We start from the raw sequence: 17,086 nt of genomic DNA on the forward strand, positions 1-17,086 counted from the left end.
CCGAGGGCCGGAGGAGTGCGCTGAATTAATGCGCGCGGCCTTGCTCAACGCCGTACCCGGTCTGGGAACGGATGAACTGGGCGCGGAACTGCTCACGCTCGCGATTACCTTCCGCAGAATTATCGGTAGCGGAGAAGAACCAGATCCCAATAAAGGCAACGCTGATGGAGAACAGCGCCGGATACTCATACGGGAAGATGGCTTTTTCGTGGCCGAGGATTTGCACCCAAATCGTTGGGCCGAGAACCATCAGCACGACAGCCGTCACCAGGCCTAACCAGCCGCCCATCATCGCGCCGCGCGTGGTCAGCTTCGACCAGTACATGGAGAGCAGGATGATTGGGAAGTTGCAGCTCGCCGCGATGGCAAACGCCAGGCCGACCATGAAGGCGATATTCTGGTTTTCAAACAGCACGCCCAGAATGATGGCAATTACGCCCAGCACCAGTACGGTAATTTTCGATACCCGCAATTCTTCGCGTTCGGTCGCGCCTTTACGAAACACGTTCGCGTACAGGTCGTGAGATACCGCCGATGCGCCTGCCAGCGTCAGACCGGCCACGACCGCCAGGATCGTTGCGAAGGCCACCGCAGAGATAAAGCCGAGGAACAGGTTGCCGCCTACCGCGTTCGCCAGATGAACCGCCGCCATGTTGTTGCCGCCGATTAACGCGCCTGCGGCATCTTTATACTCCGGGTTAGCGCCGACCAGCATGATTGCGCCAAAGCCGATAATAAAGGTCAGGATGTAGAAATAGCCCATAAAGCCAGTGGCGTAAAACACGCTCTTACGCGCTTCGCGGGCATCGCTGACGGTAAAGAAACGCATCAGAATGTGCGGTAAGCCTGCCGTACCGAACATCAGACCCAGGCCTAATGACAGCGCGGAGATCGGGTCGTTGACCAGACCGCCAGGGCTCATAATGGCTGAACCTTTCGGGTGTACCGCCATCGCTTCGGTGAACAGGTTGTTGAAGCTGAAGCCGACGTGCTTCATGACCATAAAGGCCATAAAGCTGGCGCCGAACAGCAGCAGTACGGCTTTGATAATCTGTACCCATGTCGTTGCCAGCATGCCGCCGAACAGGACGTACATCATCATCAGAACGCCTACCAGCACGACCGCGATGTGGTAGTTCAGACCGAACAACAGCTCGATCAGTTTACCTGCCCCCACCATCTGGGCGATGAGGTAAAGCGCCACCACCACCAGCGAACCACAGGCAGACAGAATGCGGATCGGCCCCTGTTTCAGTCGGTAAGAGGCGACGTCGGCAAAGGTATAGCGACCCAGGTTACGCAAGCGCTCAGCGATCAGGAACAGAATGATAGGCCAGCCCACCAGGAAGCCAAGGGAGTAGATCAGCCCGTCGTAGCCGGAGGTGAACACCAGAGCGGAAATCCCGAGGAACGACGCGGCGGACATATAGTCGCCGGCGATCGCCAGCCCATTCTGGAAGCCGGTAATATTCCCGCCTGCCGTGTAATAGTCGCTGCGTGAACGGACGCGTTTAGAGGCCCAGTAGGTGATGCCGAGCGTAAACACCACGAAAATCAGGAACATAACGATTGCCTGCCAGTTGGTTGGCTGGCGTTCTACTGCACCGCTAATGGCATCCGCTGCGTTTGCAGCGAAGGGTAGTGTGGCGGCAAGCGCCGTCAGGACTCTCTTCATGATGCTTTAACCTCGTGCAGTACGGCGTTGTTAAGACGGTCGAATTCACCATTCGCCCGCCAGATGTAAATACCGGTCAGGATGAAGGAGATCAGAATGACGCCCACCCCAATTGGAATACCCCGGGTGACATTGGTGCCGGCGTGTAGCGGAGTGCCCAGCCAGCCCGGCGCGAAGGCAATCAGTAGAATAAAGCTGATATAAACCGCCAGCATGATGACCGACAGGATGGTGGCAAACCGTTGCCGTTTTTCGACTAACTCCCTGAAACGCGCACTGTCTTCTATCCGTTGATAAATATTGTCATTCATCACAGAGTCTCCAGAGATAAGGTAGGGGGATTTTTTGATTTTGCCGGATGGCGGCTGAAGCCTTATCCGGCCTACAAGCGATGTTGAACCTGTAGGCCCGATAAGCAGCGCGCCATCGGGCATTTCACGGTTAGGGTTATGAAGGCATTGCGATGGCCTGCTTCTCTTCGAGCAGTTTCTCGACCACGCCAGGATCGGCGAGGGTTGAGGTATCGCCCAGATTGCTGGTATCGCCCGCTGCGATTTTGCGCAAAATACGGCGCATGATTTTGCCGGAACGCGTTTTCGGCAGTGAGTCTGTCCAGTGCAGCACGTCCGGTGTTGCCAGCGGGCCAATTTCTTTACGTACCCAGTTGCGTACTTCGGTATACAGCTCCGGCGACGGATCTTCGCCGTGATTCAGCGTGACATAGGCGTAGATGGCCTGGCCTTTGATGTTGTGCGGAATACCGACCACCGCGGCTTCAGCAATCTTCGGATGCGACACCAGCGCGGATTCAATCTCCGCCGTGCCCAGACGATGGCCGGAAACGTTCAGTACGTCATCGACGCGCCCGGTGATCCAATAGTAACCATCTTCATCACGACGCGCGCCGTCGCCGCTGAAATACATGTTTTTGAAGGTAGAGAAGTAGGTCTGCTCAAAACGCTCGTGATCGCCAAACAGGGTACGCGCCTGACCCGGCCAGGAGTCGGTAATCACCAGATTGCCTTCGGTCGCCCCTTCCTGCGGGTGGCCTTCGTTATCCACCAGCGCGGGCTGCACGCCAAAGAACGGACGCGTGGCGGAACCGGCTTTCAGTTCAGTCGCGCCGGGCAGCGGCGTGATCATGAATCCACCGGTTTCGGTCTGCCACCAGGTGTCCACTACCGGGCATTTTTCGTTACCGATCTTCTTCCAGTACCATTCCCACGCTTCCGGGTTGATCGGTTCGCCGACGGAACCGAGGATGCGCAGCGAAGAGCGATCGGTGCCTTCAATCGCCTTATCGCCTTCCGCCATCAGAGCGCGAATAGCGGTTGGGGCGGTGTAGAGAATAGTAACCTGGTGCTTATCCACCACCTGCGCCATCCGCGCGGGCGTCGGCCAGTTTGGCACGCCTTCAAACATCAGGGTGGTTGCGCCGCAGGCCAGCGGCCCATACAGCAGGTAGCTGTGCCCGGTCACCCAGCCTACGTCTGCGGTGCACCAGTAGATATCGTCCGGGTGATAGTCAAAGACATACTTAAAGGTGGTGGCGGCATAGACCAGATAGCCGCCGGTGGTATGCAGCACGCCTTTTGGCTTGCCGGTTGAACCGGAGGTGTAGAGGATAAACAGTGGGTCTTCCGCATTCATCTCTTCCGGCTGATGGTCAGCGCTGGATTTCTCAATCACGTCGCTCCACCACAGATCGCGGCCTTCATGCCAGTCGACTTTCCCGCCAGTACGTTTTAAAACCACCACATGTTCAACGCTGTTCACATTCGGGTTTTTCAGCGCATCATCGACGTTCTTTTTCAGCGGGATGCCGCGTCCGGCACGCACGCCTTCATCGGCGGTGATCACCAGACGTGAGCTGGAGTCGATGATTCGCCCGGCAACCGCTTCCGGCGAGAAGCCGCCGAAGATCACCGAATGCACCGCGCCAATGCGCGCGCAGGCCAGCATCGCCACCGCCGCTTCCGGCACCATCGGCATATAAATAGCCACGACGTCGCCTTTCTTAATGCCCAGCTCCAGCAGCGTATTGGCGAAACGACAAACATCGCGATGCAATTCGCGATATGAAATGTGTTTGCTCTGGGTGGCGTCATCGCCCTCCCAGATGATGGCGGTACGGTCGCCGTTTTCTTGCAGATGGCGGTCAAGGCAGTTTGCCGCCAGGTTCAGCGTGCCATCTTCATACCATTTAATCGACACGTTGCCGGGCGCAAAGGAGGTGTTCTTCACTTTTTTATACGGTGTAATCCAGTCGAGAATCTTTCCCTGTTCACCCCAAAAGGTATCTGGCTCGTTAATAGATTGTTGATATTTCGCCTCATACTGCTCCGGGTTTATCAGGCAACGATCCGCAATGTTTGCGGGAATAGCGTGTTTATGTATTTGGCTCATGGCTTTTGTTCTCCTTGTAAGATGTTAATAATATGTCTCACAAAAGTTAAATGTAGGGGCTTTGGCAGTTTTGTTTAGTATTTGCGCGGCAGATCACGCAATAACGGAACTGTGCAAATAAACGGCAAAGTGATTTTTGAAGGAATCTCGCAAAAATGGATTAATACCCGCGATAACATGCAGTTACAGGCGAGTTGTTGAAAAAGTGATCCGCGTCGAATGCTAACGAAAGGAGTAGGTTTAAGGAGGGGTGTATAACTCTAAAGTGGTATTTTACATGCACTTACAATTGATTAAAGACAACATTTTTAATGGGGTTTTTTGTTACACATAGAGGGGAGCAATGTCATGACAGTATTCGTGCGGTTGCTGTTGTGGAAAAACAAAATAAAGAACCGCCATTGAAGGCAATGGCGCAATCTGGATGAGACCTCTATGGCAAGGACAATATTACGCGCACGCCGTTTCTTCAGCCTGATATTACCGTTTTTTTTCATTTCCTCTGTATACGCTGAACAAACGTCCGTTCCCGCAAAGACCGTCACCGTTGAAGCGAAGAATGAAACCTTCGCCCCTCAGCATCCCGATCAATATCTCTCATGGAAAGCGACGTCAGAACAGTCAACGCGTGAAGATGCGCTGGCAGAAGACCCGCGTCTGGTGATCCTGTGGGCGGGATACCCCTTCTCGCGTGACTACAATAAGCCGCGCGGGCACGCTTATGCGGTTACCGATGTGCGTGAAACCCTGCGTACCGGCGCACCGAAAAATGCCGAAGATGGCCCATTGCCGATGGCCTGCTGGAGCTGTAAAAGCCCGGATGTGGCGCGTCTGATCCAGAAAGATGGCGAAGATGGCTACTTCCACGGTAAATGGGCGCGCGGCGGCCCGGAAATCGTCAATGCCCTGGGTTGCGCCGACTGCCATAACACCGCCTCAGACGATTTCGCCAAAGGCAAACCGGCGTTAACGCTCTCCCGTCCTTATGCCGAGCGCGCGATGGAAACCATCGGCAAACCGTTTGATAAAGCCAGCCGTTTTGACCAGCAATCTATGGTGTGCGGGCAGTGCCATGTGGAGTACTACTTTGACGGTAAAAACAAAGCCGTCAAATTCCCGTGGGATGAGGGGACAAAAGTCGAGGATATGGAGAAATATTATGACGCCATCGCCTTCTCTGACTGGACAAACCCGCTGTCGAAAACGCCAATGCTGAAAGCGCAGCACCCGGAATATGAAACCTGGAGCGTGGGCATTCACGGCAAGAACAACGTGACCTGTATTGATTGTCACATGCCGAAAGTGCAGAACGCCGAAGGCAAACTCTACACCGACCATAAGATTGGCAATCCGTTTGATAACTTCGCCCAGACCTGCGCCAACTGCCACACCCAGGATAAAGCCTCCCTGCAAAAAGTGGTTGCTGAGCGTAAACAGGCGATTCATGACCTGAAAATCAAGGTTGAAGATCAGTTAGTACACGCGCATTTCGAAGCGAAAGCGGCGTGGGATGCGGGCGCGACAGAAGCGGAAATGAAACCGATTCTGGACGATATCCGTCATGCGCAGTGGCGCTGGGATCTGGCGATTGCCTCGCACGGCATCCATATGCATGCCCCGGATGAAGGTCTGCGTATGCTGGGCGGTGCGATGGATAAAGCGGCGGATGCCCGTACCAAACTGGTGCGTCTGCTGGGCAGTAAAGGCATCACTCATGAAATCCCGCTGCCGGATATCTCCACCAAAGAGAAAGCCCAGAAAGCGATTGGTTTGAACATGCAGCAAATCAACGCCGAGAAGCAGGACTTCATCAAGACGGTGATTCCGCAATGGGAAGATCAGGCGCGTAAAAACGGTCTGTTAAGCCAATAACCTCACATGTGACAAATTTGCCGGATGGCAGCGCAAGCGCTTTATCCGGCCTACGGAAGTCTTGTAGGCCTGATAAGCGTAGCGCCATCAGGCATTATGCAACGGAGTGAATATGAGCGTATTACGTTCGTTATTAACTGCTGGGGTGCTGGCGTCAGGTCTGTTCTGGAGCCTGTGTGGGATAACCGCTACCCCAACGCCGCAGGACTCAGAGCAACGCTGGACGGTCACCCAGCAGCGTAATCCAGATGCTGCTTGTCTGGATTGCCACAAGCCGGATACCGAGGGTATGCACGGTAAGCACGCTTCTGTCGTTAACCCGAACAACAAGCTGCCGGTTACGTGCACCAACTGTCACGGTCAGCCATCGCCTAAACACCGCGAAGGGGTGAAAGATGTGATGCGCTTTAACGACCCGATGTATACGGTAGAGCAGCAGAACAGCGTCTGTATGTCCTGCCACCTGCCTGAGCAGCTGCAAAAAGCGTTCTGGCCGCATGATGTCCATGTGACTAAAGTGGCGTGCGCCAGCTGTCACTCGCTGCATCCACAGCAAGACACGATGCAGACGCTCAATGAGAAAGGACGGATTAAGATTTGCGTCGATTGCCACAGCGATCAGCGCACTAATCCGCACTTTAACCCGGCGTCCGTTCCCTTGCTTAAGGAGCATCCATGAGTTGCTCTCGTCGCCAGTTTATCACCCGCGTCGGCGCGCTGGTGGCGGTCAGCGGAACAGCAGGACGCGTGGTGGCGAAAACGTTGAATATCAACGGCGTGCGTTACGGCATGGTGCATGATGAGTCATTATGCATCGGCTGTACCGCCTGCATGGATGCCTGTCGGGAAGTGAACCAGGTGCCGGAGGGCGTGTCGCGTCTGACGATTATCCGCAGCGAGCCGCAGGGGACGTTTCCTGACGTGAAGTATCAATTCTTCCGTCATTCGTGCCAGCACTGCGATCATGCGCCCTGCGTCGATGTTTGCCCGACCGGGGCCTCATTCCGCGATGCCGCCAGCGGTATCGTCGATGTGAACCCGGATCTGTGCGTCGGCTGCCAGTATTGCATTGCGGCGTGTCCTTATCGCGTACGCTTTATCCATCCGGTCAGCAAGACGGCGGATAAGTGCGATTTCTGCCGGAAAACCAACCTGAAAGCGGGTAAGTTGCCCGCCTGCGTCGAGTCCTGCCCGACAAAGGCGCTGACGTTTGGCAACCTGGACGATCCCAACAGCGACATCTCTCGTCTGCTGCGGCAGAAAACCACCTACCGCTACAAGCTGGCGCTGGGTACGAAACCGAAAGTCTACCGCGTTCCCTTTAAATTTGGGGAGGTGAGCCAATGACGCACGCTTCTGCTTTCCATTTTGAATCGCTGGTGTGGGACTGGCCCATCGCCATCTATCTGTTTCTGATTGGTATTTCTGCCGGGTTAGTGACGCTGGCTATTTTGCTGCGCCGCATTCACCCGGAAGCGGGCGGGGCGGACAGCACGCTGCTGCGTACGACGCTGGTGGTGGGGCCGGGGGCAATTATTCTTGGCCTGCTGATCCTGATCTTTCACCTGACGCGCCCGTGGACCTTCTGGAAACTGATGTTCCACTACAGCTTCACGTCGGTGATGTCGATGGGCGTCATGCTGTTCCAGCTCTATATGGTGGTGCTGGTTCTGTGGCTGGCGAAAATCTTTGAAAAAGAAGTGCTTGCCCTGCAACAGCGCTGGTTGCCGCGTCTGGGGATGGTGCAGAAAGCGTTGACGCTGCTGACGCCGTTCCATCGCCTGCTTGAGACGGTAATGCTGGTGCTGGCGGTACTGCTGGGGGCGTATACCGGCTTCCTGCTGTCGGCGCTGAAGTCCTATCCGTTCCTTAATAACCCGATCCTGCCGGTGCTGTTCCTGTTCTCGGGGGTCTCTTCCGGGGCGGCGGTGGCGCTGATTGCGATGGCCTTGCGTCATCGCAGCAATCCGCACAGCACTGAAGCGCATTTTGTGCATCGCATGGAAACGCCGGTCGTCTGGCTGGAAATCTTCCTGCTGGCGGCGTTCTTCGTTGGGCTGGCGTTGGGCGATGACGGTAAAATGCGCGCGCTGACTGCGGCGCTGGGCGGCGGATTCTGGACATGGTGGTTCTGGCTTGGCGTCGCGGGGCTGGGGCTGATTGTGCCAATGCTGCTGAAGCCCTGGGCGAATCGCGGTTCGACGTTTCACGGCGTGCTGGCGGTATGCGGCGCCAGCCTGACCGGTGTCCTGCTGCTGCGCTTTTTCATTCTTTATGCGGGACAGCTAACGGTCGCGTGAGCTTAGGCAGGGTGATCTCTGGACGTATTCCTTCCTGAAGCCGGTTTTCTGGCATTATTACTGAGTCTTGGGGTCAACGTGTTGACCCCACTTGCCACGCTGGTGGGGTTGCGCCAGCGCTGGCAGGGCATCAGACGTCTGGCGATAATCGGCGTCCTGGCGCAATTCGCGCTGTTATTACTGGCGTTCGCTATTCTGGTTTTCTGTTTTCTTACCAGCGATTTTTCGGTTGTCTACGTTGCACAGCATAGCTACAGCCTGCTGCCGTGGGGATTAAAACTGGCGGCGGTGTGGGGCGGTCATGAAGGATCGCTGCTGCTGTGGGTGCTGTTCCTTTCCGGCTGGAGCGCGCTGTTCGCCTGGCGGTGCAAAGGCGAGCGCGATGCGCTCTTTCCGCTAACGCTCTGTATTCTGTCGATGATGACCGCCCTGCTGCTGCTGTTTGTCGTGGTCTGGTCGGACCCGTTCGTGCGTATCTTTCCGCCCGCGATTGAGGGGCGCGATCTCAATCCGATGCTGCAACACCTGGGGCTGATTCTCCATCCACCGCTGCTTTATCTGGGCTATGGCGGCCTGATGGTCGCAGCAGGCGTTGCGCTGGCGTCATTGCTGCGCGGCGGCTTTAGCGCGGCCACCGCCTGGGTCTGCTGGCGCTGGGCGCTCCCCGGCTGGTGCGCGCTGACGCTGGGCATCATTCTCGGGTCGTGGTGGGCGTACTGCGAACTGGGCTGGGGCGGCTGGTGGTTCTGGGACCCGGTGGAAAACGCCTCTTTATTACCCTGGCTTTCCGCCAGCGCGCTACTGCACAGCCTGTTCGTTTCCCGCCGGCGCGGCATCTTTCGCCACTGGTCTTTGCTGCTGGCGATTCTGACGCTGATTTTATCCCTGCTGGGCACGCTGATTGTGCGCTCCGGCATTCTGGTTTCTGTCCATGCCTTTGCGCTGGATAACGTGCGTGCGGTGCCGCTGTTCGCGCTGTTTACCGTGTTGAGCCTGGCGTCGCTCGGGTTGTACGCGTGGCGAGGCCAGCAAGTCCGCCAGAATGCGCGTTTTGGCAGTTGGTCGCGGGAGATGATGATTCTGGCCGCGTTGCTGCTTTTTAGCGCCGTGCTGCTGATTGTGCTTATCGGGACGCTCTATCCGATGATTTACGGCCTGTTCGGCTGGGGGCGCCTCTCCGTCGGCGCGCCCTATTTTAATCGCGCCACGCTGCCGTTTGGGCTACTGATGCTGTTAGTTATCGTACTGGCGACAATCAGAAGCCGGAAAGTGTCTGTGCGTTGTCAGCTTCCGGCGCTGCTGGCGCACATCGGCGTACTGATTATCGCCGCCGGGATTATTTTCTCCAGCGGCAGTCGGCACGAAATCAGCCTTAATCTGCGCCCCGGAGAGCAGGTGGAACTGGCAGGCTACACGTTTCGTTTTGAACGTCTCGATCTGGAGGCGAAAGGCAATTACACCACCGAGAAAGCGCAGATCGCCATTGAGCAGGATAAACGGCACATCGGGCGCGTCACGCCAGAGCGGCGTTTTTACGCGGCGCGCCGTCAGCAGATGATGGAGCCGGGGATTCGCTGGAATCTGCTGCATGACTGGTATGCGGTAATGGGCGAAAAAACCGGGCAGGATCGCTATGCCATGCGCCTGTATGTCCAGACCGGCGTGCGCTGGATCTGGGGCGGAGGGCTGTTGATGATTGCAGGCGCGGCGCTCAGCGGCTGGCGTGGGAGGAAGCGTGATGAGTAAATTAATCAACGTGTTGCCGGATGGCGGCGTACGGGGTGCGCAACACATTGTAGGCCAGATAAGCGCAGCGCCATCCGGCAGAATAGGTTTACTCTTGGCTATCATCTTGTTTTTCATCACCTTCGCAACGCATGCCCAGGTTGTGGACACCTGGCGCTTTGAAAACGCGCAACAGCAGGAAAAATCACTATTTATTGCCAGCCAGCTGCGCTGCCCGCAGTGCCAGAATCAAAACTTGCTGGAATCCAACGCGCCGGTAGCGGTCAGTATGCGCCATCAGGTCTATACCATGGTGGCGGAAGGTAAAAGCGAAGAGGAAATCACCGCCTGGATAACCGAACGCTACGGTGAGTTTGTCCTCTACAACCCGGCGCTAACCGGGCAAACGTTGCTGCTGTGGGCGCTGCCTTTCCTGCTGTTGCTGCTGGTGGGCGTAGCGCTGTGGCGAGTGATAGCGCGTCAGCGTAAAGAGGAGGGGCGTGAATGAGTCTGCATCAGGTGAGCGTACTGCTGCTGCGTCACAGCCAGCGCCAGGCGCAGCAGGCGCTGGCGGGTCAGGACGCGGCGCAGCTACAACAGGAATTGCATCATGATTTGGCGGAGCCTGTGGCTTCGGACGCGCCGTCGCGCCCGCTGCCGGTGAAAGCGCTGCTGGCCGTTGCGATCGTCATGGTGATGGCTTGCGTCGGCGGCTATCTGGCGTCGTCAAAATGGCAGGCCGTTCACCAGGAGCAGCAGCGTCTGGCCGATCCGCTGCGGGCGTTTACCGATGAACCGACGGCGGAAAAGCAGTTGCTGACGTTGCAGGCGGCGATTCGCGCAAACCCACAGGACAGCGCGCAGTGGGCGACGCTGGGCGAGTACTACCTCTGGCGTAATGCCTATGACAATGCTCTGCTGGCGTATCAGCAGGCGCTGCGCCTGCGGGGAGAAAACGCGGAGATCTATTCGGCGCTGGCGACGGTGCGCTATTACCAGTCCGGGCAGCATATGACGCCGGAAACGCGTGAAATGATCGATAAAGCGCTGGCGCTTGATGCTTCGGAAGTCACCGCGTTAATGCTGCTGGCCGCTGATGCGTTTATGCAGGCTGATTATGTGCAGGCCATCGCATTCTGGCAAAAATTACTGGATTTGAACTCGCCAAGGGTTAATCGCGTGCAACTCATTGACGCTATTAATATGGCGAAGTTGTTGCAGAATCGTCAGAAATAATTTTGTTTTTTTGTGATTTGTGTCGTTTTTGCTGTTTAAAAAGTAAGCGAATGAACGGTGGCGTTAAAATAATTCCAGAAAGGTATTATTCGTTTTTGAGGAAATAAAAATCTTTCCATAACAAATAGTTATTCATGATGATCGCGATAAACTCGCGTTATTATGCATAAAATCAGTTAGATGCCCTGTTCTGAAAGGGTTGCGCAGTATGCCATGCAAATGGTACTGATTATGCGCGTTAAAAAACTCCACAAACGAACGCAACACAATTCATACCCTTTCAGTATGTACTGTTCTCATCCTTTTTTGAATGCAGAACGGCGCTTCATTGAGGAAGTCTGTTGTTATGAAAAACTTGAAAATCAGCCTGGCCTGGCAGATTTTGCTGGCCATGGTGCTGGGTATTCTTCTGGGCAGTTATCTGCATTATCACAGCGACAGCCGCGAATGGCTGGTTGCCAACCTGCTGTCACCGGCGGGTGATATCTTTATCCATCTGATCAAAATGATCGTCGTTCCGATTGTTATCTCCACCCTGATTGTCGGTATTGCCGGTGTCGGCGATGCGAAACAGTTAGGGCGTATCGGTGCCAAAACCATTATCTATTTCGAAGTGATCACGACCGTCGCCATTATCCTCGGTATTACACTGGCGAACGTGTTTCAACCCGGTTCCGGGATTGATATGTCGCAACTGGCGACCGTGGATATTTCGAAATACCAAAGCACGACGGCGGAAGTACAAAGCCATGCGCACGGTTTGATGGGCACGATTTTGTCACTGGTTCCGACCAATATTGTCGCGTCGATGGCGAAGGGCGACATGCTGCCGATTATCTTCTTCTCGGTGCTGTTTGGCCTGGGTCTGTCTTCCCTGCCTGCGACTCACCGTGAACCGCTGGTCACCGTGTTCCGCTCCATCTCAGAAACCATGTTTAAAGTGACCCACATGGTGATGCGTTACGCGCCGGTCGGGGTGTTTGCGCTGATCGCCGTGACCGTGGCGAACTTTGGTTTTGCGTCGCTGTGGCCGCTGGCGAAACTGGTGCTGCTGGTACACTTCGCGATTCTGTTCTTCGCGCTGGTGGTGTTGGGCATCGTGGCGCGTCTGTGCGGTCTGAGCGTCTGGATTCTGATTCGTATCCTGAAAGATGAACTGATTCTGGCTTACTCCACGGCCAGCTCTGAGAGCGTGCTGCCGCGCATTATCGAGAAGATGGAGGCCTATGGCGCTCCGGCGTCGATCACCAGCTTTGTGGTGCCGACCGGGTACTCCTTCAACCTTGATGGCTCAACGCTGTACCAGAGTATTGCGGCGATCTTTATCGCGCAGCTGTACGGTATCGACCTGTCGCTGTGGCAGGAAATCATACTGGTGCTGACGCTGATGGTCACCTCGAAAGGGATTGCGGGCGTGCCGGGCGTTTCCTTCGTGGTGCTACTGGCGACGCTGGGTAGCGTGGGCATTCCGCTGGAAGGGCTGGCGTTTATCGCCGGTGTTGACCGTATCCTCGATATGGCGCGTACCGCGCTGAACGTGGTGGGTAATGCGCTGGCGGTGCTGGTTATCGCCAAGTGGGAACACAAGTTTGACCGTAAGAAAGCGCTGGCGTATGAGCGCGAGGTATTGGGCAAATTTGATAAGACCGCGAATCAGTAATTCATGACAGATTGCCGGATGGCGCTACGCTTATCCGGCCTACGGGAAGCTGTGGTCTGTAGGCCGGATAAGGCGCTTGCGCCGCCATCCGGCAATATTACATTCACCCGTTGGTTAACTTATCAAACTCTTCGCAGCCGGTATCAAACCCTTCCGTACAGCTCAGATTCAACCAGTGCAGCGCCTTCTGTTTATTCTTCTCAATAAAGCCCTGTTCGCCGTTTAAGAACAACATTCCGGCCCAGTATTCGGAGTAGCCGGTACGGGAAATGGCGGAACTGCGTTTGAAATACCAGGTCGCCTTATCGTCATCGGCAGGAATGCCCACGCCGTTGGCATAAATCAGCCCGAGCAGCATCTGCGCATCGGCGGCAGAATCGCTCTCCAGGTTTTCTGAGGCGTTTTGCAACAGTGAAATAGCTTTTGGATAGTCAGGCGTCCCCGCCTGGGTGTTGACCAGAATGCGCGCCAGAGTGATTTCTCCGGCTTTGCTGCCCGCTTGTGCCGCTTTTTCGGCCAGCGTTTTAGCCTGCGGATAATCCAGACTGACGGGGTTGGTGATTTTGATTTGCGCCAGCAATGCGCAGGCATCCGCATCACCGTTGTCTGCGGCTTTTTGCGCCCAGTATTCGGCCTTGCTGAGATCGCCGGAACTGAACCAGGTATCGGCAAGAAAATACTGTGCGCGTCGGTCTCCGCCCTCCGCCGCCTTCAGATACTGGCTGCCAGGCTCAGTATCGGTGGCATGGGCAAAGAATGTCATTAAGAACATCAATGCAAGAAGTGGTTTCATTTTGAGTTTTATTTAGGGTACGGAGTAGACAGTATAAAGAGATCGTATGGATAAAAAAACAGCCTCCGGCGGAGGCTGTTGCAAGGAAAATGTCTGATGGCGATGCTCACGCATCTTGTCAGGCCGACAGGGGAAACAGGTCGTAGGCCGGATAAGGCATTCTCATGCCGCCATTCGGCAGATTACCCCATTGCGCTTTCGCGCAGACGGGTTTTCAGCTTGCTGTACTCATCAATCACATACTGCTCGGCGGCGCGCTGATCGGCGATCGGCTCGACGCGCACGGCGCAGTACTTGTACTCCGGCGTTTTGGTAATCGGGCTTAAGTTCTCCGTCACCAGCTCGTTACAGGCGCCAATCCACCACTGGTAGGTCATGTAAATCGCCCCTTTGTTCGGACGATCGCTGACCTGCGCACGGGTGATAATTTTGCCTTTACGTGAATGAACCCAGACCAGCGCTTCATCTTCAATGCCCAGACGCGCGGCGTCGTCCGTGTTGATTTGCGCATAGCCAGGCTCATCCGCCAGCGCCGCCAGCGCGGCACAGTTCCCGGTCATCGAGCGACATGAATAGTGGCCGACTTCACGCACCGTAGACAGCACCATCGGGTACTCTTCGGTGAGTTTGTCGATCGGCGCGACCCAGTCGCAGGTGAAGAACTGCGCCAGGCCGTTCGGGGTGTCGAATTTCTCTTTGAAGAGATAAGACGTCCCCTGATCGGCATCCGACGTGTCGCGGCAAGGCCACTGAATGAAGCCCAGTTCGCCCATCTTCTCGTAAGTCGCCCCGTAAAAATCCGGGCACAGATGACGCAACTCATCCCAGATCTCCTGGGTGTTGTTGTAGTGCATCGGGTAGCCCATACGAGTGGCGATTTCACTGATGATTTGCCAGTCCGTTTTCAGATCCCACTTCGGTTCAACGGCTTTAAAGAAGCGCTGGAAACCACGGTCAGCAGCGGTAAACACCCCTTCATGCTCGCCCCACGACGTAGACGGTAAAATAACATCCGCCGCCGACGCGGTTTTGGTCATAAAGATGTCCTGCACGATGACCAGTTCCAGGTCTTCAAACCCTTTGCGCACCGCAGAGAGTTCCGCATCGGTTTGCAGCGGATCTTCACCCATAATGTACGCCGCGCGAACTTCGCCATGCGCAGCACGGTGTGGCAGTTCGCTGATGCGATAGCCGGTATGCGCTGGCAGGCTTTCCACGCCCCAGGCTTTGGCGAATTTTTCGCGGTTAGCCGGGTCTTTCACGTACTGATAGCCCGGATAGGTATCCGGCAGCGCGCCCATGTCACATGCGCCCTGAACGTTGTTCTGGCCGCGAACCGGGTTTACGCCCACGCTTGGCTTACCGAGGTTGCCGGTCAGCATGGCGAGACTGGTCAGCGAACGCACGGTTTCCACGCCCTGATAGAACTGGGTCACGCCCATGCCCCACAGGATTGCGGCGCTTTTCGCTTCGGCGTACATACGCGCCGCCTTGCGAATATCGTGCGCGCTCACGCCGGTGATATCCTCAACGGATTCCGGCGTGTAGCCTTCGACAATCTTACGGTACTCTTCAAAGCCTTCAGTACGGGAGGCGACGAACGCCTGGTCGTACAGATTTTCTTCAATAATGACATGACCCATAGCGTTGAGCAGCGCGATATTCGAGCCGTTTCTCAACGCGATGTGGATGTCGGCAATGCGCGCGGTTTCAATTTTGCGCGGATCGCAGACGATAATTTTCGCGCCGTTGCGTTTAGCGTTAATCACATGATTCGCCACGATAGGGTGGGAATCCGCCGGGTTATACCCGAAGATGAACACTAAATCGGTGTTATCAATTTCGTTAATCGCATTACTCATTGCGCCGTTACCGACCGACTGGTGCAGACCTGCAACCGATGGGCCGTGTCAGACGCGAGCGCAGCAGTCAACGTTATTGGTACCAATAACGGCGCGCGCGAATTTTTGCATTACATAGTTGGTTTCGTTACCTGTGCCGCGAGACGAACCGGTCGTCTGGATGGCGTCCGGGCCATACTTCGCTTTGATGGCGCTCAGGCGATCGGCGACGTAGTTCAGCGCTTCATCCCAGGAAACGGATTCCAGTTTGCCGCCACGCTGGCGACGAATCATAGGGGTTTTCAGGCGCGGGGTCAGGATCTGGGTATCGTTAATAAAATCCCAGCCATAGTAGCCCTTCAGACACAGAGTACCCTGATTGGTTTTCCCCTGCGCCGCCTCTGCCCGGACGATTTTGCCGTTATCGACCACCAGGTTGATTTTGCAACCTGATGCGCAATACGGGCAAACCGTGACGACTTTTTTCATCGGTCTCGCTCCAGTTAATCAAATCGCGCATACGCGCTGTCGGCCTCATTATGCATCTTTTATGCCATGTTTTTATTGGGGTCTTTCCCTGATATTACGGGTAAAATTTGGTCAAAACCCTGACGAAAAACAGGCTGTCGTCAGTTTTGACGTGACGAACAGGAAAAGCAGTGACGGCCCGGCAGTGTGACCAGGGTTATGTTTCCTGCATCTCCTGCTGCGCAATATCTGTCACTCCGGGCAGAATCAATCACACTCATCTGTAGGGGATGTGAAATGGGGAAGGGTGATGAAACCAGCCATACTGGTCGTGGATGATGACGCGGCGGTCTGCGCATTGTTGCAGGATGTCCTGAACGAGCACGTTTTTGCGGTGACGGTCTGCCATACCGGGCAGGCTGCGCTGGCGTGCGTCGAAACCCAGCCGGAGATTGCGCTGGTGTTGCTGGATATGATGCTGCCCGACACGAACGGTTTGATGGTGTTGCAGCAGGTACAGAAGATCAGGCCTACGCTGCCGGTGGTGATGCTCACGGGGCTGGGGAGCGAGTCGGATGTGGTGGTCGGGCTGGAGATGGGCGCTGATGATTACATCAGCAAACCGTTTAACCCGCGCGTGGTGGTGGCGCGGATGAAAGCCGTACTCCGTCGGGTTGGCGTGCTGATCGCCGAAGGCGGAAGCGTGCAGACGTCCGGCCTCTCTTTCAATGGCTGGCATCTGGATACCGCGCGCTGTCAGTTGCACAATCCGCAGCAGCAGGTGGTGGATCTCACCCAGGGGGAATACAGTTTGCTGCTGGCGCTGGCGCAAAACGCCCGTCGGGTGCTCAGCCGTGAGCAGTTGCTGGAATTAACGCACAGCGACAGCGTTGAGGTGTTTGATCGCACCATTGATGTGTTGATTATGCGTCTGCGCCGCAAAATTGAAATCAATCCGCATCAGCCGACGTTGATCAAAACCCTGCGCGGCCTCGGGTATGTTTTTGCCGCCGATGTGCAGCACCACGATAAAGCCGCGTAATCAGGCGCAGTTGCCGGATGGCGGCGTATTTGTAGGCCTGATAAGCGCAGCGCCATCAGGCGAACTGG

Annotated in this window: 12 protein-coding genes and 1 pseudogene; 8 read left to right on the forward strand and 5 right to left on the reverse strand. The window is 55.8% G+C overall.

The window, feature by feature from the left end; translation table 11 throughout:
* Positions 1 to 25 precede the first annotated feature (25 nt).
* The 3 genes from actP to acs all read right to left on the reverse strand — a co-directional run bounded on the left by actP (position 26) and on the right by acs (position 4,081).
* Positions 26 to 1,675, reverse strand: a complete 1,650-nt coding sequence (gene actP / locus OGX75_RS18490) for a cation/acetate symporter ActP (RefSeq protein ID WP_012134589.1) — start codon at positions 1,673 to 1,675, stop codon at positions 26 to 28.
* Positions 1,672 to 1,986, reverse strand: a complete 315-nt coding sequence (locus tag OGX75_RS18495) for a DUF485 domain-containing protein (protein ID WP_024130828.1) — start codon at positions 1,984 to 1,986, stop codon at positions 1,672 to 1,674. The genes actP and OGX75_RS18495 overlap by 4 nt, the downstream gene beginning before the upstream one ends.
* Positions 1,987 to 2,122: 136 nt before the next feature.
* Positions 2,123 to 4,081 carry an acetate--CoA ligase gene (gene acs / locus OGX75_RS18500; RefSeq protein WP_012134587.1) on the reverse strand — a complete coding sequence of 653 codons (1,959 nt, stop codon included), beginning with the start codon at positions 4,079 to 4,081 and terminating at the stop codon, positions 2,123 to 2,125.
* A gap of 435 nt (positions 4,082 to 4,516) precedes the next feature.
* Here acs and nrfA point away from each other — a divergent pair, with 435 nt between their 5' ends.
* The 7 genes and pseudogenes from nrfA (at position 4,517) to gltP (ending at position 12,874) form a co-directional block, all read left to right on the forward strand.
* Entirely contained in the window at positions 4,517 to 5,953 is a 1,437-nt protein-coding gene (nrfA, locus tag OGX75_RS18505) for an ammonia-forming nitrite reductase cytochrome c552 subunit (RefSeq protein ID WP_012134584.1), read from the forward strand.
* A 112-nt stretch (positions 5,954 to 6,065) separates the two neighbouring features.
* Complete coding sequence (gene nrfB / locus OGX75_RS18510; protein WP_024130827.1) at positions 6,066 to 6,632, forward strand: cytochrome c nitrite reductase pentaheme subunit; 567 nt, start codon at positions 6,066 to 6,068, stop codon at positions 6,630 to 6,632.
* On the forward strand, positions 6,629 to 7,300 hold the full coding sequence (gene nrfC / locus OGX75_RS18515) for a cytochrome c nitrite reductase Fe-S protein (protein WP_012134582.1): 672 nt from the start codon (positions 6,629 to 6,631) through the stop codon (positions 7,298 to 7,300). Before nrfB ends, nrfC begins: the two co-directional genes overlap by 4 nt.
* Complete coding sequence (nrfD, locus tag OGX75_RS18520; protein ID WP_286451462.1) at positions 7,297 to 8,253, forward strand: cytochrome c nitrite reductase subunit NrfD; 957 nt, start codon at positions 7,297 to 7,299, stop codon at positions 8,251 to 8,253. The genes nrfC and nrfD overlap by 4 nt, the downstream gene beginning before the upstream one ends.
* 18 nt (positions 8,254 to 8,271) lie before the next feature.
* Positions 8,272 to 10,486, forward strand: a pseudogene (gene nrfF / locus OGX75_RS18525) (heme lyase NrfEFG subunit NrfF).
* Entirely contained in the window at positions 10,483 to 11,214 is a 732-nt protein-coding gene (gene nrfG / locus OGX75_RS18530; RefSeq protein WP_502873189.1) for a heme lyase NrfEFG subunit NrfG, read from the forward strand. Before nrfF ends, nrfG begins: the two are co-directional and overlap by 4 nt.
* Before the next feature lie 346 nt (positions 11,215 to 11,560).
* Positions 11,561 to 12,874, forward strand: coding sequence for a glutamate/aspartate:proton symporter GltP (gltP, locus tag OGX75_RS18535; RefSeq protein WP_024130825.1), 1,314 nt, complete (start codon positions 11,561 to 11,563; stop codon positions 12,872 to 12,874).
* Positions 12,875 to 12,977: 103 nt separating this feature from the next.
* Here the strand turns inward: gltP and yjcO are convergent, their stop codons facing one another.
* Together yjcO and fdhF are read right to left on the reverse strand one after the other, a co-directional pair.
* The gene (yjcO, locus tag OGX75_RS18540; RefSeq protein WP_012134575.1) at positions 12,978 to 13,667 is read right to left on the reverse strand and encodes a Sel1 family TPR-like repeat protein YjcO; all 690 of its coding nucleotides are present in this window, start codon (positions 13,665 to 13,667) and stop codon (positions 12,978 to 12,980) included.
* Between the two features lie 182 nt (positions 13,668 to 13,849).
* Positions 13,850 to 15,997, reverse strand: a complete 2,148-nt coding sequence (fdhF, locus tag OGX75_RS18545) for a formate dehydrogenase subunit alpha (RefSeq protein ID WP_286451463.1) — start codon at positions 15,995 to 15,997, stop codon at positions 13,850 to 13,852.
* Between the two features lie 289 nt (positions 15,998 to 16,286).
* Between fdhF and OGX75_RS18550 the strand changes: the two genes are divergently transcribed.
* On the forward strand, positions 16,287 to 17,018 hold the full coding sequence (locus OGX75_RS18550; RefSeq protein WP_286451464.1) for a response regulator transcription factor: 732 nt from the start codon (positions 16,287 to 16,289) through the stop codon (positions 17,016 to 17,018).
* The last annotated feature ends 68 nt before the right edge of the window (positions 17,019 to 17,086 follow it).

This window comes from Citrobacter sp. CK199, assembly GCF_030333285.1.
GTDB classification, from domain to species: Bacteria; Pseudomonadota; Gammaproteobacteria; order Enterobacterales; family Enterobacteriaceae; genus Citrobacter_B; species Citrobacter_B koseri.

What these genes read in the sequence shown, in the direction of transcription:
- OGX75_RS18495 (WP_024130828.1), bottom strand. Translation starts at nt 1,986, where the DNA reads ATGAATGACAATATTTATCAACGGATAGAAGACAGTGCGCGTTTCAGG.
- nrfG (WP_502873189.1), top strand. Translation starts at nt 10,483, where the DNA reads ATGAGTCTGCATCAGGTGAGCGTACTGCTGCTGCGTCACAGCCAGCGC.
- gltP (WP_024130825.1), top strand. Translation starts at nt 11,561, where the DNA reads ATGAAAAACTTGAAAATCAGCCTGGCCTGGCAGATTTTGCTGGCCATG.
- actP (WP_012134589.1), bottom strand. Translation starts at nt 1,675, where the DNA reads ATGAAGAGAGTCCTGACGGCGCTTGCCGCCACACTACCCTTCGCTGCA.
- nrfA (WP_012134584.1), top strand. Translation starts at nt 4,517, where the DNA reads ATGGCAAGGACAATATTACGCGCACGCCGTTTCTTCAGCCTGATATTA.
- yjcO (WP_012134575.1), bottom strand. Translation starts at nt 13,667, where the DNA reads ATGAAACCACTTCTTGCATTGATGTTCTTAATGACATTCTTTGCCCAT.
- acs (WP_012134587.1), bottom strand. Translation starts at nt 4,081, where the DNA reads ATGAGCCAAATACATAAACACGCTATTCCCGCAAACATTGCGGATCGT.
- OGX75_RS18550 (WP_286451464.1), top strand. Translation starts at nt 16,287, where the DNA reads ATGAAACCAGCCATACTGGTCGTGGATGATGACGCGGCGGTCTGCGCA.
- nrfD (WP_286451462.1), top strand. Translation starts at nt 7,297, where the DNA reads ATGACGCACGCTTCTGCTTTCCATTTTGAATCGCTGGTGTGGGACTGG.
- nrfB (WP_024130827.1), top strand. Translation starts at nt 6,066, where the DNA reads ATGAGCGTATTACGTTCGTTATTAACTGCTGGGGTGCTGGCGTCAGGT.
- nrfC (WP_012134582.1), top strand. Translation starts at nt 6,629, where the DNA reads ATGAGTTGCTCTCGTCGCCAGTTTATCACCCGCGTCGGCGCGCTGGTG.